The 24,017-nt window shown below is 64.0% G+C and carries 21 protein-coding genes; 12 read left to right on the forward strand and 9 right to left on the reverse strand.

The genetic code is table 11. The features are described from left to right. Positions 1-29 precede the first annotated feature (29 nt). The 7 genes from B7K25_RS06010 (at position 30) to B7K25_RS06035 (ending at position 8,280) form a co-directional block, all read left to right on the forward strand. Positions 30-515 (forward strand): hypothetical protein, encoded by a 486-nt coding sequence (locus B7K25_RS06010; RefSeq protein WP_084104802.1) that lies wholly within the window; start codon positions 30-32, stop codon positions 513-515. Positions 516-1,602: 1,087 nt separating this feature from the next. Next, positions 1,603-2,244: a glycosyltransferase gene (locus B7K25_RS14020; protein WP_371328289.1), complete on the forward strand. Its 642-nt coding sequence runs from the start codon at positions 1,603-1,605 to the stop codon at positions 2,242-2,244. A 20-nt stretch (positions 2,245-2,264) separates the two neighbouring features. Then, positions 2,265-3,284: a glycosyltransferase gene (locus B7K25_RS06015; protein ID WP_144018873.1), complete on the forward strand. Its 1,020-nt coding sequence runs from the start codon at positions 2,265-2,267 to the stop codon at positions 3,282-3,284. After that, positions 3,281-4,702 (forward strand): hypothetical protein, encoded by a 1,422-nt coding sequence (locus tag B7K25_RS06020; RefSeq protein ID WP_144018874.1) that lies wholly within the window; start codon positions 3,281-3,283, stop codon positions 4,700-4,702. Before B7K25_RS06015 ends, B7K25_RS06020 begins: the two co-directional genes overlap by 4 nt. Then, on the forward strand, positions 4,699-5,892 hold the full coding sequence (locus B7K25_RS06025; protein ID WP_084104805.1) for a glycosyltransferase: 1,194 nt from the start codon (positions 4,699-4,701) through the stop codon (positions 5,890-5,892). The genes B7K25_RS06020 and B7K25_RS06025 overlap by 4 nt, the downstream gene beginning before the upstream one ends. Before the next feature lie 49 nt (positions 5,893-5,941). Then, positions 5,942-7,060 (forward strand): sulfotransferase, encoded by a 1,119-nt coding sequence (locus B7K25_RS06030; RefSeq protein ID WP_159450139.1) that lies wholly within the window; start codon positions 5,942-5,944, stop codon positions 7,058-7,060. Between the two features lie 254 nt (positions 7,061-7,314). Next, positions 7,315-8,280: an IS481 family transposase gene (locus B7K25_RS06035; protein ID WP_084104807.1), complete on the forward strand. Its 966-nt coding sequence runs from the start codon at positions 7,315-7,317 to the stop codon at positions 8,278-8,280. Between the two features lie 382 nt (positions 8,281-8,662). On the opposite strand, the gene B7K25_RS13550 is transcribed toward B7K25_RS06035, so the two are convergent. The 9 genes from B7K25_RS13550 to B7K25_RS06075 form a co-directional block, all read right to left on the reverse strand. Further along, complete coding sequence (locus B7K25_RS13550) at positions 8,663-9,343, reverse strand: hypothetical protein (protein ID WP_144018875.1); 681 nt, start codon at positions 9,341-9,343, stop codon at positions 8,663-8,665. Between the two features lie 135 nt (positions 9,344-9,478). After that, a complete protein-coding gene (locus B7K25_RS06040; protein ID WP_084104808.1) occupies positions 9,479-10,948 on the reverse strand; it encodes an oligosaccharide flippase family protein in 1,470 nt (489 codons plus the stop codon). A gap of 302 nt (positions 10,949-11,250) precedes the next feature. Continuing rightward, entirely contained in the window at positions 11,251-11,943 is a 693-nt protein-coding gene (locus tag B7K25_RS13555) for a sulfotransferase family 2 domain-containing protein (RefSeq protein ID WP_144018876.1), read from the reverse strand. A 178-nt stretch (positions 11,944-12,121) separates the two neighbouring features. Next, positions 12,122-13,246 carry a glycosyltransferase family 4 protein gene (locus tag B7K25_RS14025; protein WP_084104809.1) on the reverse strand — a complete coding sequence of 375 codons (1,125 nt, stop codon included), beginning with the start codon at positions 13,244-13,246 and terminating at the stop codon, positions 12,122-12,124. Positions 13,247-14,183: 937 nt separating this feature from the next. Beyond that, a complete protein-coding gene (gene cysC / locus B7K25_RS06055) occupies positions 14,184-15,299 on the reverse strand; it encodes an adenylyl-sulfate kinase (RefSeq protein WP_234988096.1) in 1,116 nt (371 codons plus the stop codon). Then, the gene (locus tag B7K25_RS06060) at positions 15,296-16,240 is read right to left on the reverse strand and encodes a sulfite exporter TauE/SafE family protein (RefSeq protein WP_084104810.1); all 945 of its coding nucleotides are present in this window, start codon (positions 16,238-16,240) and stop codon (positions 15,296-15,298) included. Before B7K25_RS06060 ends, cysC begins: the two co-directional genes overlap by 4 nt. Before the next feature lie 51 nt (positions 16,241-16,291). Beyond that, a complete protein-coding gene (locus tag B7K25_RS06065; RefSeq protein WP_084104811.1) occupies positions 16,292-17,539 on the reverse strand; it encodes a sulfate adenylyltransferase subunit 1 in 1,248 nt (415 codons plus the stop codon). Continuing rightward, positions 17,539-18,447 (reverse strand): sulfate adenylyltransferase subunit CysD, encoded by a 909-nt coding sequence (gene cysD / locus B7K25_RS06070; protein ID WP_084104812.1) that lies wholly within the window; start codon positions 18,445-18,447, stop codon positions 17,539-17,541. The genes B7K25_RS06065 and cysD overlap by 1 nt, the downstream gene beginning before the upstream one ends. Next, complete coding sequence (locus B7K25_RS06075; protein ID WP_084104813.1) at positions 18,444-19,208, reverse strand: 3'(2'),5'-bisphosphate nucleotidase CysQ; 765 nt, start codon at positions 19,206-19,208, stop codon at positions 18,444-18,446. Before B7K25_RS06075 ends, cysD begins: the two co-directional genes overlap by 4 nt. Before the next feature lie 77 nt (positions 19,209-19,285). On the opposite strand from B7K25_RS06075, the gene B7K25_RS06080 reads away from it, so the two are divergent. From B7K25_RS06080 to B7K25_RS06100, 5 genes are read left to right on the forward strand one after another with little or no spacing between them, the layout of a single operon-like run. Then, positions 19,286-20,248 carry a nucleotidyltransferase family protein gene (locus tag B7K25_RS06080; RefSeq protein ID WP_144018878.1) on the forward strand — a complete coding sequence of 321 codons (963 nt, stop codon included), beginning with the start codon at positions 19,286-19,288 and terminating at the stop codon, positions 20,246-20,248. Continuing rightward, complete coding sequence (locus tag B7K25_RS13735) at positions 20,245-20,571, forward strand: PqqD family protein (RefSeq protein WP_159450141.1); 327 nt, start codon at positions 20,245-20,247, stop codon at positions 20,569-20,571. The genes B7K25_RS06080 and B7K25_RS13735 overlap by 4 nt, the downstream gene beginning before the upstream one ends. A gap of 36 nt (positions 20,572-20,607) precedes the next feature. Beyond that, on the forward strand, positions 20,608-22,083 hold the full coding sequence (locus B7K25_RS06090) for a polysaccharide biosynthesis tyrosine autokinase (protein ID WP_084104815.1): 1,476 nt from the start codon (positions 20,608-20,610) through the stop codon (positions 22,081-22,083). 3 nt (positions 22,084-22,086) lie between these two features. Continuing rightward, entirely contained in the window at positions 22,087-23,550 is a 1,464-nt protein-coding gene (locus B7K25_RS06095; RefSeq protein ID WP_084104816.1) for a hypothetical protein, read from the forward strand. Continuing rightward, a complete protein-coding gene (locus tag B7K25_RS06100; RefSeq protein ID WP_144018879.1) occupies positions 23,547-23,852 on the forward strand; it encodes a hypothetical protein in 306 nt (101 codons plus the stop codon). Before B7K25_RS06095 ends, B7K25_RS06100 begins: the two co-directional genes overlap by 4 nt. The last annotated feature ends 165 nt before the right edge of the window (positions 23,853-24,017 follow it).

The following is a 24,017-nucleotide window of genomic DNA, read 5'->3' on the forward strand; positions in this document are numbered from 1 at the left end:
CACACGATGGCCGACCCTCTGGAGTAGATATGAAGATTCGTCGCGCGTTCGCCATCGGTGCACTGGCCGCTGTGGTGGCCGCTGTGCCCACCGCCGCTAGTGCCACCTACCCTGACCCGAACGCTGCCGGCACGTGCTCGGCGACGCAGACGGTGCCCGAAGGGACCGTTACCTGCACCCTTGCCTCGGCAGGGACCGAGGGATACATCACCGTGACGACGTCCGGCGCTGACGCGTCGACGACTGTCGCAGGCACTGTCACGTCAGCCACGCAGTCGCTTGCAAGCGGCTCGGCGAGCTGGAACGTTACCGCGCCCAATGCCGAAGGCACTATGGGGGTTTCGTTCTTCGTGGACGGGGCCCCCGTTGACACCGTCACCGTGGTCGTTGCGGAGGAGCTCTCCGCGACGGGTTTTGAGAACATGGGGCTTGCGGTCGGCGCGGGTGCTTTGCTGGTGATCGGCGCGGGTGCGGTGATGATCGGCGCGCGGCGACGCGTTTCTCAGGGCGCCTAGCGGAGTGTTCTCGATCTAACAACGCTCATTGACCCGATGAGTTTCAGGGTATTGCCGTGCACGGCCGGCCCATCATGTGGCGAGTGATGAGACTTGAAGTTGGATTCGAAGTTGACGGCTTGTCCAGTTCATGCCGGCCACGTTACTTCCCGCACCACCGCGCGATGTGCGAGCCCGCCGCCCGCACCGCCAGCGTGGGTCATGCGGTCGAACCATATCGATCTGAGCTAGGCGACGTCGCCGCGTGCATGCCGCCGGGTGACACCATGGACCGCGCGGTTGCCGTCGCGAGTCTTACGCGCGGCAGGGTGGGGCAACCCGCGACGTCACGCTTGCTCCGGATCGCGCGAGTCTGCGGCTTGAGTCGAGCGTGCAGAGGCAGGGCTACATCGCCGCTTGCGGGAGTGTCTTGGCGGCTTGTGTGCTCGAGCGGCGCGTCGGCGTCGCACGATCGTGTGGCGAGCACGAGCGGTGGTCGCCGAAGGGCTGCATCGCGTAGCGTTGACTGTCACCGTACGAGGACCGCAACCTGCAAGCGTTCGGTTCCTCGAGCTAGCGTGTGCGGCTCGACTATTCCGGCCAGTGCGGGGACTAGTCGTGGGATGGCAGGAGATGCTTACCACTTGAGCGGTACCGTCGCCCGCCACGTCCTCGCGCCGAGCGAAGTTGTCAGCTGTGATCTCGCCCGAGCGCTCAAACACCGCATAGCGAGCACGTGGTGAAGGTCCAACCGCGCCCGCGAGTAATGCACTCCGTCGGAAGCCTCGACGAGAACTCCAACCCATACATCGTTGAACTCGTGACGCGGCTGGCGACTCGAGTCGAGACACGGACGTTCTCGTGGCTGGCACTACTCATGCGGGACGTAGACATCCTCCACGTGCACTGGCCGGAGAGCTTGTTGCGTGGTCCTACAAGACTGCGTAGGTGGGCTAAGTCGATCTGCTTCGCGGTCTTAGTATGGGCTCCGCGCGTAGCACGTCCGACCCTAGTTTGGACCGTCCACAACGCGAGCCCTCACGAAATGGGTGGGGGGGTTGAGAAGGCGTTGCTGAGGCGCTTCGAGAAGATCGTCGACCACCGAATCATGCTCAGTCCTGGAGCGTTAACGATTACCGCTGATGCGACCGTAGTTCCTCACCCCTCTTATCGTGAGTGGTATGGGCTCCGTTCCGCTCCTGACCTTCCGTTGGAGCGTCGCAACAATGTGGTTCACTTCGGGTTGCTTCGACCGTACAAGAACATTGAGGAACTACTTGACGCTTGGGCGGGCATGCCGAAGTCCAAGGGGATGAGCACGCTTTCGATAGTCGGTGACGCCTCGCCCGCCTATGCAGCCCATTTATCGGTGCTCGTCAATCGGATTGACGGCGCTAAGCTGGTGCCCCGGAGGGCGTCGGACGACGAGCTCGTTTCGCTGATTTCACAGTCGCTACTTGCTGTCTTTCCTCGACGGAACACTACCAATTCAGGGGCGGTACTTCTCGCCCTTAGTGTCGGTACTCCTGTCTTGATTGAAGGGAACGCTCATGGGCAATCACTCGAGAAGGAGTTCGGAAGTCAGTGGGTCAAACTCTTCGATGCGCCTCTCGACGCCACCGCGCTAGAAGCTTCCTTGGTGTCAGTCCAGTCTGAAGGCCGTGCTGGGTGGCCCGACATGTCGAATCGGACGTGGGCGCGTACAGTGGACGCCCACGTTGACCTTTATCAGCGCTACGCGCCGGCATGAGACCGCTAGGCTAGCGACTCGTGAGAGTGATCGTCGTGGGCAACATGTCGTATGGGCAAAACTCGCGGAGCGTTGCCGAAGGCTACCGTCGCGCGGGGCACGACGTGCGAAGTGTTGACACTACGAAATACCACGCCGGAACTTTGCTCACCCCGACCTGGGCGAGGCTGCGATTCACTGGCAAGGTGTCGACTGCGGCCGCGAGTTCGTTCCGACGCGAGTTGGGCGACGTCTCTCGCGGCTTTGATGCGGACTTGCTCCTGGCAATTAAGACTGTAAACCTTCCGCAAGAGGATTTACTCGCGACGCCGGCGCGCGTACACGCTCACATGTCGTTCGACGATGTGAGTAACCCCGACAACATCACGGACTCCTACCTTGAATACGAGCCTCAGTGGGACATTGTCCTCACCACGAAGCGGCACAACGTTCCGGAGTTGATCGAGCGCGGAGTTCGGCATCCACACTTTGTGTGGGGCGCCTATGACCCCGATATAAGGAAGCGAACCAGAGAGTTTCGTAGCCGCGAGTACTTGGTCGGTTTCATTGGCGCTGCTCGCCCGGACCGTATGGACTTGCCGCGTCAGTTCGCCAGGTACGCGCGTGGCCAATCAATCGTTGTGGGACCTCGATGGAGGCGGCGATACCCCTTCGGACAGAGAGGGGTCGAGATGCGGACTCCTGCAATGGGGGGAGACTATACGGCGGTCGCCAACATGATTCGTTTCGGGCTAGTGCGCCTAAACTCGGAGAATCGTGACCGCCATACCAATCGAAGCATTGAGACCCCTGCCACCGGTCAACTAGCATTTCTCGAACGGACCAGCGAACACGAGGAACTCTTCGACGATGGTCGCAATGCCGTCTTGTTTGGCTCAGAGTCAGAGTTGTGGGAGCGAGTTGCTGAGCTTGCCGCGCACCCCGCATCCGCCGAGCGCTTGGCTGATGCCGGGTACCGCCTCATAACGCAAGGCGGATTCACGTACGAAGACCGCGCGGCAGAGTTCGAGCGCCATTTGATCGAGGTCGGAGCGCTTTGACTTCGCAAGCGCCTGCACTTGCGCTCGTGTTTCTAAACTTCCTTGTGGTCGTGTTGCAGGGCCGGCTTGCTTTCAAGTATCGCGGGGTGTTCGGCGTAGTTCTCGGGGCCAACGCCGCTTTCTCGTTTATCGCGTTTACGATCCGACCGGCCTACCTCTTGCTGGCCAAACCGCGGGATGCCGACTCGCTCGCCGATTTGCGGCTGCTCGAGTCTGGCTACGCGTCAAGTCTGGTTCCGGTGCTCGCGATCGCCGCCACGGCTCAAATCGCATTCTTGGTTGCCGCGTCGGTCACTGGGAAGCGCCTCGGGCTACTTTCGCATAGGGGCAAGGGCCTGATGCTGACCGACGTCGACCGGCATGCGCTCGCAGCAACGGGCCTCGTGCTATGGCTTGCCGGTGCCTTAGCCCGCACCCTGCCCCTCGGCGACCTCACCGCATCGATTACGATCTTGCGTTCCGTGGGCCCCGTGGGAGCCGGAGTGTTCATCGTGTGCTACGGAGGCACGCGGCGGCGTGCGCTAATGCCCTTGCCTGTGGTCGTTGTTGTCGCTACGGAGGCGTTCATAGGCATTGGCGCGGCGTCGAAGACGGCTTTCCTAGTTCCCTTCTTGGCGCTGGTAGTCCGCTGGGTAATTGAAGGTCGTCGTCGTTTGGCTAAGCCATTACTCTCTGTCGGACTCGCGGCCCTGGCGGCGTTCGCAATCATCCAACCGTTGAAGGGAATCAACACCGCCGAGGTGTATGAGCAGCGCTACGGTGGCTCAGTTGTTGCGGCGCAAGCGCTGTCAGTGCTGGAGCGTTTCGATGGCCTAACGGCCATTGTTGACGCGCAAGCTGTTGGCAGCAATGCGTGGCTCAACGCGGGTGAGTTCTCGCAACGGATCGTGCAGTACACGGTGCCCGGGATGGATGACGGCGTGACACTGGGGCAACGTTGGACTCGCGAGGTACGCACCCAGACTGTGCCTGGCCAGTTCGCCGACGTGTCGCTGGCAGCAGGCTACGGTGCAGAGGGCTATGCACTTTGGGGGCCGTTCGGAGCGGTACTTTGGGGCGCTGGGGGCGGCGCTCTCGCGGCCATCGTGTCTAAGGGCTTTTACTCCCGACGCGCCCTACTTGTGGTTGCATCGAGCACCTTCCTCTTCTCGACGGTGCTCTTTGAGCTAGCGATTCTCGGAGCAGCTCAACAACTGAATCGAGCCCTGTTGCTCGGAGTACTTGCCTGGCCGATGCTGCAGCTTTTTCGCGCGGTGGCAAGGAACCAGAATCGGCCCCACGCCCGCTCCGCGACGGGACGCATGCAACGGATGGCTCGACCGCCGCGCCGTGCTGAGGCTCGCCGTTCTGCACTTTCGCGGCGGCCCCAATACTCAGTCTCGACGACAGAGTTCTCTCGCCAAGGGAGCGCCAAGTGAAGAACACGCCCGTGCTCGTTGTGGGAGCCCATCCCAGTCACGGTCTCAGCATGCGTCGCTACGCGCGGTTACTGTTCGAAGCCTATGAAGCCGCGTGCCCGGGCTCAGTTCTCATCGAGCCATCAGATTGGTTGAGCCGACGATCACCTCGTCTATTGCGGAAGTGGGTCGCCTACGCAGAGAAGCTCTTGTACTTTCCGTTCCAACTTAGGTCAGTGGCTCGCAACTTCCCCATCGTCCATATCGCCGATCATTCGGACGCGATCTATCAGATGTTTGTCCCAAGGGAGAAGCAGACCATTGTGACATGCCACGACGTGTTCGCAATCCGTTCCGCGTACGGGTTGATCCCGGAGCACAAGACGCGCCCTACGGGCCGCATCCTCCAAGCCTCGATCCTCCGGTCGCTTGGCCGCGCTAACTGGCTTGTTGCCGTCTCGGAGGGTACCCGGCGTGACGCGAAGAGCATCGGACTCGACCCGAGGCGGATGGTCGTGATACCAAACCCCGTCGATGATGTGTTCTTTCAGCACCCCAGAATCCCATACGCCAGGGCCGCCAACGATCTCGAAGTGTTCGAAGCGGCACAAGTCACAGAACGGTTTGCTCTGGTGGTGTCGTCGCTGGGCTGGCGGAAGCGAAGGTGGCTCGCGATCGAGTGGTGGATTGCTGCCAGCAGTTCCCCTGAGTTCTATGGCTTGCCACTCAAAATCGTCGGCCCACCACTTGACCCAGATGAGTTGGAGATCGTCAGGCGCGAGAACTTGGAGGCACGCGTTGAGGTCCTCGCTGACATCGACGATGGGCGACTCGTTTCGCTCTACGTTGATGCGGCGATGCTGATCCAAGCATCACGCTACGAGGGCTTTTGCTGGCCAATTGTCGAGGCGAATGCTTGCGGGACGTTGGCAGTGTGTGCTGACGAACCAGTAATCCGCGACACAGGAGCCGGAAACGTGTTTGTTAGCGCGGACAGCGTGCCCGACTGGCGGGTGGTTCGAGATGCGGCTCAGTCCGACCATTTGTTGTCTAAACTGCACGAACGGTCGCGCAGCTATTCAACGGCTCGCTTCAGAGCCTCCGTCGCGGAGCTCGCTGCTTCCGTTTCTCCGAATGCAGTACGGCTCGACGGTAGGCACCGGCCCGTTCCGCATAGGGACGCTTCTGACGAAACCGAGGGCTTGGTCTGAGTCATGACGGCAATTACACTCCGGACTCATTCGCGGAAGGATTTCCTGGGTGACTGGCACTTCTAGCACACCGGTGTTCATTGTCGGTGTCCCGCGCTCGGGGACTACCGTGCTCGCGTCCATGATCGCGGGCCATACCGGGTTCGTGGTCGGTCCTGAAACACACTTCTTTCGCACGTTAAGCGACAGGCGTTTGAGACGGGCGATCAGTGACGATCGGTGGCCGAGGGAAGCCGTTGCAGCGCTCATGCGAATCGAGGTCAACGATACAAGCGTCGCCGAACAGGTCCACGTCACGGAGGCAACCCTTTGGAAACGATTGGAGGATCGCCCGGCCACTGCTGAGAGCATGATCCGTGCGCTCACGGCGACGCCGGCCCCCGACCGCCTTCTCGCAGAGAAGACCCCGGGGCATCTCGCGCACATCGAACGCATCTGGCGGTATGTGCCAGGGGCTCGCGTAGTTCACATGGTGCGCGATCCTCGCGATGTGGCACGGTCGCTCGCCAAAGTTCCCTGGACTTCGTTCTCGTCCGAGATCGCGGGAGCGTTTGAGTGGAGCAAGCGACTCGCAGAGAGTGAGGCCGCCTTGCGCTCGAGGCAGGACCTCGTTTACAACTTGCGATATGAGGATCTCGTGAGAGATCCAGAGCTTGAGTTGCGCGGATTGTGCGGGTTCTTGAGGTGTGACTTCGAGGCGCAGATGCTGGATGTCGAAGACCACGCTTCGAGTGTGGTGGCCGATGGTGAGCACTGGAAGTCACGCAACGCCGGAAAGCTGGTTTCCACGCGGTCGGGCGCATGGCGAGACGAAGGGTCCGAGTCCGGAGCGAAGGCTGTTGAGTTGCTGTGCAGCGAGCAGATGGAGTCGTTCGGCTACGAATCGGACTGTGTCGTAGATCGACGTGAGCTATTGTTACCGCTCTCCGGGCCGGCGCTAGATGCGATCGAGGCTCAAGTTGTGGCGCTCGCGCTTCGCGATGTGTCCATAGAATTCACCACCCGTTTCCTGGATCCGCGCCCCCTTGGAGTGGCAAGTCGGGAAATGCGCAAACTGCTGCCGCGTCGCTTGGCGCTCACGCACTTCGTTGCGGCGATGGTACGTAGTTGCCTTCGGCTCCCGATAGTTCGGCTCGTACCAAGCGCGCCTCGTCCGTCCATGCCGTGAGCCGTTTGCATAGCAGTGCGCCAAGTGGTGTCGATTGTCTGAGCCCGAATGGGACGAGGCAGTGCGATCTGAGCCAGGAGTGGGCGAAGATGGTGTGCTACTAGCATTGCGTCCGGCGCTGGGCTTGCGCGCTTCGGGTGCTCCGACTTCGAGCGCTAAGTGTTCTTCCCTGGGAGGTTGTGAACGCGTGAAGTAAGCGAAGACCTCCGGGACGATGTGGGTTACCACACTCACTTCGTTCCACGGAGGCCTTCGTGACCCACGCTAACGCTCCCTTGACGCCCGAGGGGCGTCGCAGGCTTGCTTCACTGATCGTTGATGACCATTGGACGGTGCGGCGAGCGGCTGAACGGTTCCAGGTGTCACCGGCCACCGCGTCGCGGTGGGCTGGCAGGTATCGTGCCGGGCTGGCACTGATTGACCGGTCGTCGCGGCCCGGCCATTGTCCGGGCCGGTTGTCGCTCAGGCGCGAGCGACGCATCATTGCACTGCGGTTCAACCGCCGTTGGGGTCCCCACCGCATCAGCTATCACCTGGGGATCCCCCGCTCGACCGTGGGGCGGGTGCTGGCCCGCTATCGGATGCCGCTGCTGCATCACCTGGACCAGGCCACCGGGCTGGCGGTGCGCAAGCCCAAGCCCGTCCACTACGTCAAGGACACCCCGGGCGAACTCGTGCATGTCGACATCAAGAAGCTCGGTCGGATCCCCGACGGTGGAGGCTGGCGCAAGGTCGGCAAGAAGACCGGCCGGCACAACAGTGGCAAACGCGGCATCGGCTACGCCTACCTCCACCACGCCGTTGATGACTGCAGCCGGTTGGTCTACTCCGAACAGCTCGCCGACGAACGCAAGGAGACCGCGGCCGCGTTCTGGCATCGAGCGAACGCGTTCTTCGCCGACCATGGCATCACCGTCACCGCCGTGATGACAGACAACGGCTCGTGCTACCGCTCGAGAGTGTTTGCTCAAGCCCTCGGTGACGACATCACCCATGTCCGCATCCGGCCCTACCGGCCGCAAACCAACGGCAAGGTCGAACGGTTCAACCGGACCCTGGCCGCCGAATGGGCCTACGCCCAGACCTACCGCTCAGACGCCGCCCGCGCAGCCACCTACGACGACTGGCTCCATCACTACAATCACCATCGCGCCCACACCGCACTCGACGGATCAACGCCCGCCGACCGCGTTCACAACCTCACGGGGAAGAACAGCTAAGGCGAGGAGTGCGGCGTGAACTTGGTGCCGTTGCCAAGGCCGTCACCCAGGAGTCTCGGGGGCCGGGTTGTTCGAAATTCTGCTCGCGGGTGAATGCCCCAGAGCAGCGCGGCCATGCTTCCGCCTAAGCTCAGCTTCTGGCCCGAGTTCAGACTAGTAGGAGTCCGGCCATGCAGTGGTCGCTACGATGGCGTTAACTTGCCCCGACCTAACCTGGTCTGCAGATCCGCGGTTTCGATTCCAACTGCGAGTTCGCACTAGTTTGCGTTGCGACTCCGTACGACGGACAACCCGGGAGCAACATCAATCGTGCGTCGGGCCCCGAAGTTGCACGACACGCCCCCGCGCGGTTTCGGCCGACGAAGACTTCGCTGTTCCGGTTTCACGCCAATCCAAGCGCGCCGTGCAGAATATCGCTCAAGTCGCCACTGTCACGAAGATGCTTCACGACCTGGTGCCCGCCGTCCGCGTAACGATGGACGTCAACGTTTGGGAGTCGCTCCACTAGTTTCGCGTGACGCATATCCAACTGGTCCGCCTGAGAAACGTGGATTGAGACGCGTGTACCGGGCGCCGATCTCAGTAGAGGGCGCAGGTCAAGAATCGGATCTGGGGAGTCCCTAAGGCGGGCGACGTGCTCTGGCCACCGCCCATCCCGCATGCGCACGCGGTCTGCCCAGCGTAGCGACACCTGTGGACTAAAGACATGGGCTTCAGCGGAGCCTGTCAGCGCCGCAGCGGCTACAGCAGCGAACCCGCCGGCCGATACGCCAACAAATACGGGACGGAAACCATGCTTGCTCGCTAGGGCCTCGATGCTCGTCGCGACCTCGCGTAGATTCTCTCCGAGTCCCGGTACGCCACGTGCGTACCAACACTGCTCTAGATCGCGAACGAACAGTTTCGTGACTTGGGTATCGCTCAAGAGACTGAAGAACTCGAACGGTGGAACGACGAGCCCTCCCTTGATCCCTCCGAAGGCGACGAGTCCCAGGCGACTTGAAGCGTCTTCAAACGCGAAACCTCGTTGCTTGTCATTGAGGTGCCTCTCGAAGTCAGCCACGCATCAAGCATAGCTAGGTACGGATGCCGCTCGCGTGGGCGCCGGTGAGGCGTGCCGTACACCCCGCCGGTTCACGCGAACGGATGATCGCCGCCCTTCCTGAGACGCACAGAGCGCAGACTGCCACCGCGCTGTCTACTGACTCCTAGCACGACGGGGACCTGCTAGCGAGTCGCGCATGAGTGACACGACCCCCCGCATATCTTCGCGAACGGTTCGGGACGCGCCAACAAGTGCTGCGAGCGAGAGCGAGAACGCGACACTTCCGCCTGCTAGTGCAATCCAGTCTCCACCGAGCCGATACGCGATGCCCGCACACATGTGCACGATCGGCCATGTCGCGAACATTATGAGTAGTACCCGCACTTGCAATAGGTGGAGCGGCCTAGCATCAAGTTCCAATCGCCGCATGGCTACGAACGACATGATCAGATAGTGGAGCAGCATGCCGCCTGCCGTTGCAGCGGCGACGATAACGCCGCCGCTCGCCGCAGTGGCCGCCACGACTGTGACGGCGATCGCCCGCGACAGCAGAGCGTAGCGAAACTGCACACCAGTCATGCCTAGCGACGAGAACACCCAACTCTGTGAGGTGCCAACTGCTTGCGCAATGAGACCGAGCCCAAGTATCGCGACAATTGGGCTCGCGTCGCTCCAGTCACTGCCGAGGTACACCGCGACAACGTGCGTGGACATGGCGCTAATCAACACCATAGCGGTGCCTAGACTGTAGGCGACCGCTGCAGTCCCGTGAAGGAGATAGGGAATGTAGGACTGCGTCGTGCGCAGCTGGGACAAGATTGGGAAGGCGACACGGGTGATTGGTGGCCCAATCTGTTGCACCGGGAGCTGAGTGACGGTCTGCGCTCGGTTATAGATTCCAACCTCGTATGTGGAAGCGGCACGGGACAAGAAGAAGACAGGCGCTGCGGAGCCGAGGTATGTCACCAACTGTGCTCCCAGGCTGCCGACCCCAAAGGACAGAAGGTCCGAAATGTCCGCTCGACGGAAGGGACTGCTTGGCCGCCACCCAGAGAGTGGCCCCGCCAACGCAACGAGCAACAGTGGCTGAACCAGCTGTTGAAGGATCAGAGCCCAGAAGCCCAGGCCTTCGAGTGCCCCCCACACGGCCGCCAGTATCGCGCCCGCGTGTGCGAGCGACTCGGCCAACACTATCCTGCGGAAACTTAGATCGCGTGTGAGCTTGGCGACGAACACCGCAGCGATTGCAGAGCAGAAGTAGCCTACTGACAAGAACCTAAATGCCACGAGAAGCGCACTCTCGCCCATTAGAGAAGCCAATGTCGAGGCACCAAGAAAGACGAGAGCAGAAGCAGCCGCACCCACGAGTGCGCTGAACCAGAATGCGCGACTCAATCGCGCCTGCGTGAGCGACCCCGTTTGGACGAGCGCTTGCGGTATTCCAGCGGTCGCGATGACTCCAGTAACTCCGCCAACCACGGCGGCCATCGCTGCGATACCAAAATCCTCAGGTGTGAGGAGACGTGCGAGGACCGCAACCGAAACTAGTTGCAGCAGCAACTTGATGCCTTGTCCAACGTATGTGGCACGTCCGCCGCTCAGCGCTGCGGATCTGAGACTCATCGACACTCTCCCCGATGCTCCGAGATTCTTGCGGGCGTGAGCAACACTATTTGACTCGTGGTATCGGCCCCGCACCTAGGCGTGCACGAGCCAGTGCGCTCCACTGGGACCCCCTTCGCGGGTACGAAGCAGCGGAACGATGGCGACCCAATCGCGCGCCTTGGCTCTACTCGCATACCAAACCTTTCGTTCCAAACGGCACACACGGCGCAGCGTTCGTCACATTAGGTTTGGACGGCGGAAAGCGACCAACGCCCTTTCGTAGCCACAAACCTGCTGACAGTGCAGTTGCTCGCGTTGGCCTAGAACGCGTATCCGAACACTTCGATCTGTGGATGTGCAACTGAGCGCACCCGTTCCACGCCCTCTGCGTCGTACATTTCCCGGTACCTGGCGGACGCAGGTCGAGTACTTGACTTCGCGTGCGGTAGAGCGGCGCCAGCGGGCAGTTTGAGGGACCGGAGTATTGAAGAATAGTCATCTGAGAGTTGCTCGAACCGCAGTACATGGTCCACAACCACGGAGTTATCGATCGAAATGATCTCCCAGTTTCTGGTCAAGAACTCAAGGTGTGGACTGCGCAGGTACTCGTCAAACGAGAGGGTGTCTGAATGCAGCCAGTAGTAATGGGAAACGGCGGCGTCCCACGGGTTGCGTATTACTGCAAACTTGACGTAATCGGCAAAGCGCTCTGGACCAATTAGCTGTCGCACCTCGCAGGCCGACATGTGGTTGTACGCCTTTCTCCATCCACGCCCGAGGACAAAGCGCTTCCAGTCAGAACCGCTGAGCGTGCTTGCGCGAGTGACCGGGAATCGGAAGTTCTGCGCACCCAGACCAGACCGAGCGCGGCGGGCCTCTTCGTCTGCAGGCGGGTGCAATGGTGTCAGGATGTCTTCCCGCCCGCACACTCCGGACAACGCAATCTCAATGCTCGTTCCTGCCGTCTTGAGAGTCTTCAAGAAAACGAAACCGTGCTTGTGGGACGCGATCACGGTCTCAACTCTACTTGAGTGCAGCGGCCACGCCGGGCACATCGTAGCCAGACGACGTCTGTGCGCGCAGAGACAATACGCCGTGCACGCCCATGCCGTCGCTAGTCCATTGCAGCATGGTGCGCCGAGGACGTGCGACTCAGTTGTAGGTCGACACGGCCTTCAGCTGTATTGCTCATCAAACGAGCGGACTCGCGCGCTGTTGGTAGTGGCTCAACAATAGGGCGCGCTGCGCGTCGCCGCTAAAGCGATCGGTGACCAACGCGAGCCCATTCCTCACTTGAGACTGAGCCAAAGCCGGGTCTTGAAGGAGTTCACTCACTCCCGACGCAATGGCAGCCGCCGAATCACCAACTACCGTGCCAGCACGCCACTTGCGCAGAATTGGAGCGAGGGCTGCAGACTCCGTGACGACGACCGGCACGCCGCGCGCTAGTGCCTCGATGATTGTCAGCCCGAACGGCTCGTCTCGTGCGGAGTGAACATAGATAGCAGATGCGTCGAGCACGCCAGTGAGCTCGAAATCTCTCGCTGGGCCCTGCCACGAGACCGAATCCTCTACGCCGAGCGCGGCAATTCGGGACAAGCAGCGCTTGGCTTCGCCGCCATCGGGGCCGACGAGCACGAATTTCGCTGCCGGAATGCGCGGCGCGACGAGCGCCGCGGCTTCGATGAACATGAGCGGCCGCTTTCTCGCATGCAAGCGAGAGAGAAACAGCACTTGGGGCGTTGCTGACGGCTCGCGGAACGACTCCACGGTTGGAATCCTTGTGAAATTAGGGTGCGTGACGACGCGCTCGGGAGGGACACCTCGCTCGACGAAGATACGCCGTTCCTCCTCCGTCAACGCGAGTACGACGGATGCTCGCGATAGAACATCGTCGACACGATGCCCTAATAACGCTGTGGCTAGCCGATTCGCGACTTGGTGCATGCCGTGTGTTTGAACAACAAGCGTTGCGGCCGAAACAGCGGCTGCTGCGGAGAGTGTGACGAAGTCGCGTGCCATATGGACGTGGACCACGTCGAAGCGCGCGGAACTGCGCCGGACGTAAGCCACAAGGTCCGGTGACACGAGGCCCAAGTATCGAGAGCGGCCTGCGAGGAAGCGGCCAGGCAGCCGAACGATTTTGGCGCCTGATCCCCGGGAGCAGGAGTCTTGATGCGGACCGCCAGAGCTACCGACGAGCGTCACGTCAACGCCTGCGTTTGCCAATAAGTCCGCTTGCGCTTCTGCAACTCGTGCTGGGCCGCCGTAAGAGGCAACCTGGTCGAGGTGCGCGACTACGTGCAAAACTCTCAATGCCCGACGACCTCGCTTGCGGCTGCGCGACCGCGATACCAGTGGGTGACGACCAATCTATTGTTCGAAATCAGTCGGTGCACCTTGGCCAGGGCGGGATTCTTGAGCTCTCGGCGTGTACGGCTGCCATGACCTTGAAGGGAGTTCATAGGCACGACTAGAACCGACGACCTGTCTCAACAGCCGGCGCTCCCCAAACGATGGCGCCAGGGGGGACATCGCCGACTACCACCGCAGTGGGAGCGACGAGCGCTGATTGGCCCACGCTGCTACCGCCGAGTAGGACGGCCCTAGTTGAGACCCAAGCACCGTCGGATACGACGACGGGGCTAGTTAGCAGCGCCATGTCTGTGCGGTGTGCGTGGCTTCCTGTCGTGATGAAGGCTTCCTGTGACAAGACTACGTCGTGTCCAACCCGGACCTTGTCCTGATTGTGAATCCAGACGCCCTCACCCACCCAGCAGCCATCGCCTAACTCTAGATTCCACGGGAACTTTACCCGGGTGCGCGCGCGAAACACGACTTGCTTGCCTATTTTCGCACCGAACAGCCTGAGCACGCCGACCCGCACTCTAGAAGAAACTTGGAGCGGATTGGTGACAAGGCTCCACTCGGCCAAGGACCACATCGCCATTGCGAATCGACCGCGGGCCCACTTGTCGCGACCGCGAGGTGCTTCTGCGAGCGGAATTACAGGTGGCCAACTGGCGGTTTCGGCGACACCAGGTGATTCAAGTGGGTTCAGTCTTTGTCCATCTCCAGGGTGTACCACTCGACCGACTCTACCGGAATGCCGTTTCTTCAGTCGAAGACCGTAACAGCAAGGTAAGTGCGCACGGAACATTGCTGGCCATCGCGGAGACACGTTCGGGAGCGGCCCGCCACTGTCCCCGCAAACCTGGCGTGAGCCACGGAGAACACAGGTGCAGGCTATGAACTAGATCACGTAGCCCAATTCCGACTCCCCAACTAGTGCGAGGGTGACCCGATCTGCTGCGGACTCCGCACGTTCGCCGTGCGCGCCGACCGTGACGTCTGCGAGTTCTGGAGTCTCGTAGGGGTCTGAGATGCCTGTGAACTCCATTATCTCGCCGGCCCGGGCCTTGGCGTAGAGCCCCTTGCGGTCGCGGGCCTCGCACTCCTCGAGTGGCGTGGCAACGTGCACTAGCACGAAGCGCCCGACGCGTTCGGCCATCTCGCGCACCTCGCGTCGCATGGATTCGTATGGAGCGATGGGCGCACAGATGGCGATGCCGCCGTGCGCGCTGATCTGGGATGCCACCCAGCCGATGCGTCGAACGTTGAGTTCGCGATCCTCTCGTGAGAATCCTAGGCCGGCGGAGAGCATCGCACGCACCTCGTCACCGTCAAGGAGGGTGACTCGCTGGCTGGACTCGGCGCGCAGGCGACGAGTTACCTGACGCGCGATGGTGGACTTGCCAGAGCCCGAAAGGCCGGTGAAGAGCACGACGATGCCATTACCGGGCGCCTTCTGTTCGCCGCGGATGACCTTGACGTTCGAAGCGAACACGATGGAGGCAAGGTGCTCAAGAAGCTCGCCGCGCTGCCCGGCGGGCACGTGGTCGGCGGCGGGTTCGGGGAGCACTCGGACTCTGAGCCCGTCCGTACGCAGCCCCCTAACTATTTGGGCGAGGGCGTGCGCGTCGCCGGTGTCTGTCACGATAACGGTGCCGTCAAGCCGCCCGCTGCGTCGGCCCAGCAGCAGCGTGGCGTCGCTCAAGGGCTCCGCGGTGCGCGAGGGCCGAAGCTCTGAGAAGGCGGCCGGCGCGGGCTCGCGAACGACTTCGACGAGGCCGCCAATCCAGGTTCCTCGGCTGTCAGCGGACGTCTCTAGAACGCGGACGCGTGCCACGGGGGTGGCCTCCGTGTCGAGCAGCGTGAGCGCCCGCTCGTCGACGGCTCCCGCGAGCCGCAGGGTAGCGTTGTGCGGGCCCTTGGTGGGCAGCTCGTAGCGCAGCGCATGGCCGTAAGCGCCGGCGCGCATCAGCTCGAGTTCGTTCAGTTGCTGGGGGGACAAGCGGATCTCGGTCACTGATTGTGCTCCTGCTCTGCTGTGGCTTCACGCTTCTCCTGCCATGTGAAGAGGCGAAAGCCCATCGATTGGCGCACCCAGGCCCAGGCGAGCGTGCCGCCGGCGGCGATGAACACGAGTGAGACCAGTACCCACGCGCCATCGACGCCGAGGAGGGCGAGGCCTGCGACGAAGAGGATGATCGCGAGCGCCCGGCGCACGAGCCCGCCGTTCATGCGAGAAGAGAGCTGTGCGCCGAGGTACGCGCCAGGCACCGAGCCCAGGATGATCGGGATGGTCACCGACCAGTCGACATCGCCGAAGAAGAGGTGCGCGACGGCCGCGGCGACGACGAGCGGGACTGCCTGCACGAGGTCCGTGCCGACAAGCTGGTTGGCCTTCAGCATCGGGTACAGCGCCATGAGGGCGATAATGATGAGCGAGCCGGAACCCACCGAGGTGAGGCCGACCATGAGGCCCCCGACCACGCCGACGATGATCGTCGGAACAGGCCGTGCGACGACGTCGGGCCGCTCCGTGGGCAGCGGCGCTGCGCGGCCGTCGCGTTGCATCGCGTGTTCCCGCAGCCGCAGGTATGCGCGCACAAACAGTCCGAGCGAGGCGATGATGAGCACCACGCCGAGCGCGTGCTTGACGAAGGACTGCACCTCGGGCCCTGGGCCCATCCAGTGGGCGATGAGCACCCCACCGAAGGCCGCGGGGACGGAGCCGTAGACGAGCAGCCGTACGAGCTGCCAGTTCACGGTGCCGTTGCGCATATGCACCCACGAGCCCGCGGGCTTCATTGCGGCCGATGCGACCACGTCGCTGGACACTGCTGTAAGGGGCGGGACGCCGAAGAAGAGCACCAGCGTGGGCGTCATGAGCGCGCCCCCGCCCATGCCGGTGAGGCCGACGACGACACCGATGCCGACGGCGGCGATCAGGAGCCCGACGTCCATGGCTAGACGCTACCTGTCACGCGCGCGTACAGGACGTCACCAGGGCCGGGCTCAGGAATCGCGGACAACTCCCGCGCCCACAGTGCGGTTGGTCGCCTCGTCGATCAGCACGAAGGAACCCGTCGTCCGGTTCTCGTCATAGTCGTCGAGCAGCAGCGGCGTGGTGACCCGCAGCTTGACGCGACCAATCGAGTTGAGGTTCAGCTGGTTGATCTCGCTGTCGCGGTGAAGCGTGTTCACGTTGAGCTCGTACGGGATCTCCTTGACCATCGCGCGCGCCATACGGCTGGTGTGGAAGATGCCGAGCTTGCGGCCCACCGTCAGCGCGTCCTGGTCCATCCAGCACACCATCGCCTCGACGTCCTGCGTGGGCGCCGGGTGGTTGCCAGGGCGGCACAGCATGTCGCCGCGGGAGATGTCGATCTCGTCCTCGAGGCGCACCGTCACCGACATGGGCGGGTAGGCCTCCTCGACGGGGCCGTTGGGGCCGTCGATCGCGGCGACCTTCGTGGTCAGACCCGAGTGAAGCGCCATGACCTGGTCGCCCACCTTGAGGATGCCCGAGGCGACCTGACCAGCGAAGCCACGGTAGTCGCGCGAGTCCGCCTGCTGGGGGCGGATCACGTACTGCACCGGGAAGCGCACGTCCTGGAGGTTGCGGTCCGAGGCGATGTGCACGTGCTCCAGGTGGTGCAGCAGGCTGGTACCGCCGTACCAGGGCATATTGGCCGAGCGCTCGACGACGTTGTCGCCCATGAGGGCGCTCACAGGGATCGCGGTGAGGTCCGGGATGTCGAGCTTCGAGGCGAAGTCAGAGAACTCCTGGTAGATCTCCTCGAACCGCGCCTCCGACCAGTCCACGAGGTCCATCTTGTTGACAGCGAGCACCACGTGGGGCACGCGTAGCAGCGAGGAGATCGTGGCGTGGCGGCGCGACTGCTCGGTGAGGCCCTTGCGGGCGTCGACCAGGATGACCGCGAGGTTTGCGGTCGATGCGCCGGTCACCATGTTGCGGGTGTACTGCTGGTGGCCCGGGGTGTCCGCGATGATGAATTTGCGGCGCGGGGTGGCGAAGTAGCGGTAGGCGACGTCGATGGTGATGCCCTGCTCGCGCTCGGCGCGCAGGCCGTCGGTGAGCAGCGACAGGTCGGTGTAGTCGTTGCCGCGGGACTTCGAGGCGGCCTCGACCGACTCAAGCTGGTCCTCGAAGATGGACTTCGAGTCGAACAGCAGGCGGCCGATCAGCGTGGACTTTCCGTCGTCGACGGATCCAGCGGTGGCGAAGCGCAACAGGTCCATTAGAAGTACCCCTCCTTCTTCCGGTCCTCCATAGCTGCCTCGGACACGCGGTCGTCGCCGCGGGTCGCCCCGCGCTCCGTCAGGCGCGTGGCGGCCGTCTCTTCGATGATCTTGTCGATGGTGTCAGCGTCGGATTCGACGGCGGCCGTCAGCGTGGCGTCACCGACGGTGCGGTAGCGCACCTTCTTGACCACGGTCTCGTCCGCGTCGCCGGGGACGGCGAACTCGTTCGCTGCCATCCACATGCCGTCGCGCAGGAACACCTCGCGCTCGTGCGCGTAGTAGATGCTCGGCACTTCGATCTCGCGCGAGCGGATGTAGTCCCAGATGTCGAGCTCGGTCCAGTTGGACAGAGGGAAGACGCGGATGGACTCGCCAGAGTGGACCTTGCCGTTGTAGAGGTTCCAAAGTTCGGGACGCTGGTTGCGTGGGTCCCACTGACCGAAGTCGTCGCGGAAGGAGAAAACGCGCTCCTTGGCGCGAGCCTTCTCCTCGTCGCGGCGGGCGCCGCCCATGCACGCGTCGAACTTGTTGGACTCGATGGTCTCGAGAAGCACGGGCGTCTGGATTCGGTTGCGCGAGCCGTTGGGCTCCTCCTTGACGCGTCCGGCGTCGATGGCGTCTTGCACGGAGCCCACGATGAGGTTGAGTCCGTGCTCGGCCACGATGCGGTCGCGGTACTCGAGCACCTCGGGGAAGTTCTGGCCGGTGTCGATGTGGACGACGGGCATCGGCAGGCGCGCGGGTGCGAAGGCCTTGATCGCGAGGTGCAGCAGACAGATGGAGTCCTTACCGCCCGAGAAGAGCAGCGCGGGGCGCTCCATCTGGGCGACGACCTCGCGGATGATGTGGATGCCCTCAGCCTCGAGGGCATCGAGCTGGCTCAGCGCGTGACTGGGCTGGGTCATGAAGCGTCTCCGTGGTCGGCGGCCTGGGCGATCAAATCGAGGATCCTCGATGCGAGCTCCGGACGGCACACCACCAGATCGGGTAGATAGGGGTCGGCGCCATTGTAGAGGAGTGGAGAGCCGTCGATGCGTGACGTGTGCAGGCCTGCGGCGCGAGCAACCGCGACAGGTGCGGCCGAGTCCCATTGGTACTGGCCTCCAGCGTGGACATAGGCGTCAACCTGGCCGCGGACGACGGCCGCGATCTTGACGCCAGCAGATCCCATCGGGACGAGTTCTGCGTCGAGTCCGGCGCGCACTGGTTCGGTGATGGCGGGTGGGCGCGAGCGGCTCACCGCGAGTCGCACCTTCTCGGCGACCGATGCGGGGGCCGGGTCGACGGTATCGGTGTCGAGGACGAGATCCTCACCGGGAATGGCGACGGCGCCAGCCGCCAGTTCGCCCTCCTCCCACAGCGCGACATGCACGGCCCAGTCGGCTCGGCCCTCGGAGTACTCGCGGGTGCCATCGAGAGGGTCGATGATCCACACGCGGCTTGCCGTAAGGCGAACGTCGGTGTCCCGAGCCTCCTCGCTCAGAACGGCGTCATCGGGGAAGCGCTCGGCCAGTAGCGCCGCGATGCGCTCTTGCGCTGCTGCGTCGCCTCGATTGCCCCGTTCCTTGCCTTGCACTTCCTCTCCGAAGTCGGCGCGAATCTCCAGCAGTACCTCGCCGGCTTCGCGCGCGATCTCCGCCGCCGCGGCGGCATGGGTGGTGGTCATGGCGAAGTGTCTCCTTCGGGATCAAGGGCCGCCCGGAGGCTATCAGCCTCAGGTTTCTCGTGGGTACCGTGAGCATCATGAGCGCCGGACCTCGACTGCAACTCGTTGACGCCGTTGCGCTCGCGCACGCGATGACAGCGGCGACGGCCGCTCAAGCCGGCGTGAGGGCACTCGTTGTTAAGGGACTAGTGGCTTCCCATCACGGGATCAGGGAAGAACGAGTGAGCGCCGATGCCGACGTACTAGTTGAGCCTCGACGCTACGGGGAGTACCGGGCGGCACTCGAAGCGCTCGGCTGGCGGGAGCGACCCGAGCCGCAGACCTACGAAGCACTGCTCGACCATTCAGCAACCATGGTTCACGACCAGTGGCCATGCGACATCGACGTGCACTGGACGTTTCCAGGGTTCCTGACCTCGCGCGAAGACTTGTTTGACGTGCTGTGGGCGCGCCGTATCGCCGTGACCTTTGCCGGTTCCAGGGCACAGGCTGCGGACCGCAGCACATCGATTCTGGTCGCGACGTTGCACGCGTTACGAACTCCCTCCCAGACCACGCGGCACGGGCGCGAGGTTCGGCATCTGGTTGAATCGGTCATTCCGGCACTCTCGTCGGTCGAACGGGAGGACCTGCTCGACTTGGCTCGTGATACGGGATGTATCGATACCGCTCGTCCCGTGCTGGAACGCCTCGCGATACCGATCCCCGCATCCACGCCAGCGGGTACGGATCCAGCACTCGACGCGTGGAGAGAACGCGTCGCCGGCCGAGGCGACGTCGCGAACCAATGGCGCGTCCACGCTCGCTCTCTGCCCAGGAAAGAGCGGTCGCGACTGGCACTCAGAGTCCTGTGGCCGCCAGAGGACGAGCTTCGTCAGATGTACCCAGAAGTAGCGGGTACGCGACGAGCCCTTCTGAGCGCTCGTTTCGCGCGACTCGGCAGGGGATTGCGGCAGATGCCGGATGTACTCCGCGGCCGCCGCCTCGCTCGCCGCGGCATCACCGACGACTCCCTCCTCCGCGAAGGCGACGACAAGTGACCAACCCAGCGACCGCATCGGCCCTCCACCGGGCACAGGGCCTCGCCCACGTCGACCATGACGACTACACCGTCGTCCTCAACCTCCCGCGCCTCCAGGAGCAGCAGAGCCCCTACATCTTCGACGGCACCTCGTTCGCGATCTGGAACCTCATCGACGGCACCCGTACTCAGGAGCAGATCGCCGCGGAACTCGCCGACACGTACGGCGCCCCGCGCGACCAAGTCGCGCCCGACGTCGACGCCTTCATCGCCCAACTCCTTGACCTGGGCCTCGTCACCCACGACCCGCCGAGTGACGGTTCCGTCACCCCCGTGAAGTAGCCTGAACAACAGTTCCGGCACAGCGAGGGAGAGCGGATGGAGCTGCAGGACTACGCGAAGGTGCTGCGCGCGCACTGGATCGCGATCGCCGCCTTCACGCTTGCTGGCGCCCTGCTCGCGTTCGGCTGGACGCTCACGCAGACCAAGGTCTACACCGCCAACGCCTCGGCGATCATCACCACCGGCGTGAGCGAGGACCTCGGCCAGGCACTTGTCGGAGACAACTACGCCAAGTCGCGCGTGAAGTCCTACGTCGACATCGCCGAGTCCCGCCGCGTCGCCGAGTACGCCATCGACACCCTCGGCCTCGACACGAGCCCACAGGCCCTCGTAGGCCGCGTGTCCGTGACCAACCCGCTCGACACCGCGGTGCTGCGAATCAGCGCCGACGCCGCCTCGCCCCAGGAGGCCATGGACCTCGCCGAGGCGTGGATCGAGGGCATGGTCGTCGCCGTCCAGTTGCTCGAGAACAACGTCTCCACGGTCGAGGAGCTGCCCGCGACCGCGACGTCGGTGGTCGAGTTGCAGACGCTCGACTCGGCCGTCCTCCCCGGCGCCCCGTCGTATCCCAACACGCAGCTCTCGGTGGCGCTCGGCCTCCTCGTCGGTGCAGCGCTCGGCGTCGCCTACGCGCTCATCCGCGGCGCCGTCGACCGGCGCCTGCGCACCCCGGCGAACGTCGAGAAGGAGTTCGACCTGCCCGTCTTGGGCGCGATCCCCTTCGACAAGTCCATCGCAGCCAAGGGCGCGCTCGCGCCCAACCCCGAGTTCGCCACCGTCGAGTCCATCCGCGAGCTGCGCACCAACCTGCAGTTCATGGACGTCGACAACCCGCCGCGCCTCATCGTCATCACCTCGTCGCTGCCCGGCGACGGCAAGTCCACCGTGTCGATCAACCTCGCGCGCGCCATCGCGGACTCCGGCCAGGCCGTGGTCCTCGTCGACGCCGACCTGCGCCGCCCGCGCATCGCCCGTTACCTCGGCCTCGTCGAGGGCGCGGGCCTCACCGACGTCCTCGTCGGCCGCGCCGAGCTCGACGACGTCCTCCAAGACTTCGGCCCCGGCGGCAAGCTCAAGGTGCTCGGCGCCGGCTCGGTGCCGCCCAACCCATCCGAGCTCGTCGGCTCGGCGACCATGCGCAAGGTCCTCGACGACCTCGACCCCAACGCCATCGTCCTCATCGACAGCCCGCCGCTCATCCCCGTCACCGACGCCGCGATCCTCACCGCGCGCACCGACGGCGCTCTCGTGGTCGTGCGTGCAGGCAAGACCACCATCGACCAGCTCGACCGCGCCCTCATGAGCCTCGACAAGGTCAAGGGCCGCGCCATGGGCGTCATCCTCGACGGTCTCGCGCCCAAGGGTCCCGACAGCCGTGGCTACGGCTACGGGTACGGGTACGAGGAGTCTTCCGTCGGCTCCCACAGCGCCGATGCGCCCGCCGGCCCCCGTCACGCAGGTGGCAGTCAGCGCCGGACTCGTCGCGCATCGGCGGCCTCGGCGGGGGAGTAGCCCATGGGGGTCGAGACCGCGGACACCTTCCGGGTGCTCATCGTCGACCTCGAGGGCATCGGCCGCGCGCCTGCGGGCGAGCGGTTCCTGCGGCACGAGCTCGAGGCACGGGGCATCGGCCCCGACGTCATCTCCGTCCGATCCGCCGGCCTCACGGCGCAGGACGGCGGCCCGCTGCACCCGCGCACCGTCAAGGCCATCGAGGACCGCGGCGCGGACGCCTCCGGCTACACCCAGCGTCAGCTCAACCGCGACTGGGTCGACGAGGCGGACATGATCATCTGCGGCAACGGCGCAGACCGCGATGAGGTCGCGGCTCGCTTCCCCGCAGCGGCGAAGAAGACCTTCTCGCTGTCGGAGATCTTCTACCTCTACGAGATGGTCGTCGCGATCGCGCCGCTGCGCGAGCACCCCGCGCTGCTGATGTCGCGCGTCGCCGGCGCGGACCTCACCGACGACTTCGACCTGCCACCCATGTCGCACGACCCCGTCGAGCTCGAGGCGCGCATCGAGGCGCTCGCGGACCAGATCCAGCGCGCGGCGTTCTGGGTCGCGACCATCTGGCAGTCGATGCTCCCCGAGGACCCGTCGTCGCGCCCCGCGATGCAGCCGGGCGACCACCAGGTCGACCTGGTCGCGTTCGGCGTGACCGTGCGCGTGGTGTGCACCGGTGACGCGCCCTACACGCTCGCCACGCTCGTCGATCGGACGTGGCTGTGGCTCAAGGCACCCGCGCCGCACGAGGGCGAGCCGGACGTGACGATCTCGATCGCGGTCTACGCCGACGAGGACGCCCGTCTCCAGGCGCGCGCCGACGGGTGGATGACCTACGAGACGCTGAGCCAGGCGATGCACTTCCTGTCCTCGACCGTCACGGTCCGCGCGATCGACCGGCGCGCCGGCCAACTGGTGATGCTGCACGCCGCGGGTCTCGCGACGCCGGACGGCAAGGTCGTCGGCTTCGTGGCGCCTTCGGGGACGGGCAAGACGACCATCTCGCGCACCCTGGGCAAGCACTTCGGGTACGTCACCGACGAGACGCTGGCCATCGAGTTCGACGGCACGGTCCTGAGGTACCCGAAGCCGCTGTCGGTCATCACCGACCGCGACGCGCGCCTCAAGGAGCAGATGCCCGCACACGACCTCGACCTGATGCGGGCGCCCTCGTCGCTGTCGCTCGCGCGCGTCGTGATCCTCAACCGCGACCCCGACGCGGGCGACGAGCCCGTCGTCGAGCAGATGCCGCTGCTGCACGGCCTCGCCGTGATCGCGGAGCAGACCAGCTACATCACGCATCTGCCTGCGAAGCTCCATACCCTCGCGGACACGGTCGAGTCCGTCGGCGGCGTGTGGCGCGTGACGTATCGCGAGGCCGCGCACCTCGTGGCTCTGGTGCCCGCGCTCGCGGACGGCACGGTAGACCTCGCGGAGGCCGAGGTGCCCGCGGCGGTGGGAGGTGTGGCGTGAGCCTTCCCGACTTCCCTTCGCCGGTGGAGCTCGACGACGGCGCGCGGCTGCGCTCAGAAGTCGATGACTTCATCGAACGCGATGGGCAGCTCCTCGTGCTTAAGGGCAACGACCTGACGCTGCTGTCGCACGTCGCGTCCGCAGCGGTGCTCGCGACCATGGACGAGGAGCAGACCGTCGTCTCGCTGGCCGAGATCCTGATCGACCTGTACGGCGTTCCCGAGGGCGTCGACCCGGCGATCGCAATCCGTCAGATCGTCGCCGTGCTCGTCGAGCGCGGGATCGTCCACGCCCTGCCTTGACCTCGCGCGCACTCTTCCCGATATTAGGAATGGTGACATGCGTCATAGATCACACTCCGGCGTGTCTCATCTCTTAACATGACGGAACGCCGTGGCTGGTGTGAGGTGTGGAATACCTCGCTCCGGTGCCTTTCGAGGTTCGGGAGGCTGGCGCTTGAGACTGAG

Source organism: Demequina sp. NBRC 110056 (assembly GCF_002090155.1).
Classification (GTDB): Bacteria; Actinomycetota; Actinomycetes; order Actinomycetales; family Demequinaceae; genus Demequina.

What these genes read in the sequence shown, in the direction of transcription:
- B7K25_RS06090 (WP_084104815.1), top strand. Translation starts at nt 20,608, where the DNA reads ATGGAGCTGCAGGACTACGCGAAGGTGCTGCGCGCGCACTGGATCGCG.
- B7K25_RS14020 (WP_371328289.1), top strand. Translation starts at nt 1,603, where the DNA reads ATGCTCAGTCCTGGAGCGTTAACGATTACCGCTGATGCGACCGTAGTT.
- cysD (WP_084104812.1), bottom strand. Translation starts at nt 18,447, where the DNA reads ATGACCCAGCCCAGTCACGCGCTGAGCCAGCTCGATGCCCTCGAGGCT.
- B7K25_RS06065 (WP_084104811.1), bottom strand. Translation starts at nt 17,539, where the DNA reads ATGGACCTGTTGCGCTTCGCCACCGCTGGATCCGTCGACGACGGAAAG.
- B7K25_RS06080 (WP_144018878.1), top strand. Translation starts at nt 19,286, where the DNA reads ATGAGCGCCGGACCTCGACTGCAACTCGTTGACGCCGTTGCGCTCGCG.
- B7K25_RS06040 (WP_084104808.1), bottom strand. Translation starts at nt 10,948, where the DNA reads ATGAGTCTCAGATCCGCAGCGCTGAGCGGCGGACGTGCCACATACGTT.
- B7K25_RS06010 (WP_084104802.1), top strand. Translation starts at nt 30, where the DNA reads ATGAAGATTCGTCGCGCGTTCGCCATCGGTGCACTGGCCGCTGTGGTG.
- B7K25_RS06095 (WP_084104816.1), top strand. Translation starts at nt 22,087, where the DNA reads ATGGGGGTCGAGACCGCGGACACCTTCCGGGTGCTCATCGTCGACCTC.
- B7K25_RS06075 (WP_084104813.1), bottom strand. Translation starts at nt 19,208, where the DNA reads ATGACCACCACCCATGCCGCCGCGGCGGCGGAGATCGCGCGCGAAGCC.
- B7K25_RS06060 (WP_084104810.1), bottom strand. Translation starts at nt 16,240, where the DNA reads ATGGACGTCGGGCTCCTGATCGCCGCCGTCGGCATCGGTGTCGTCGTC.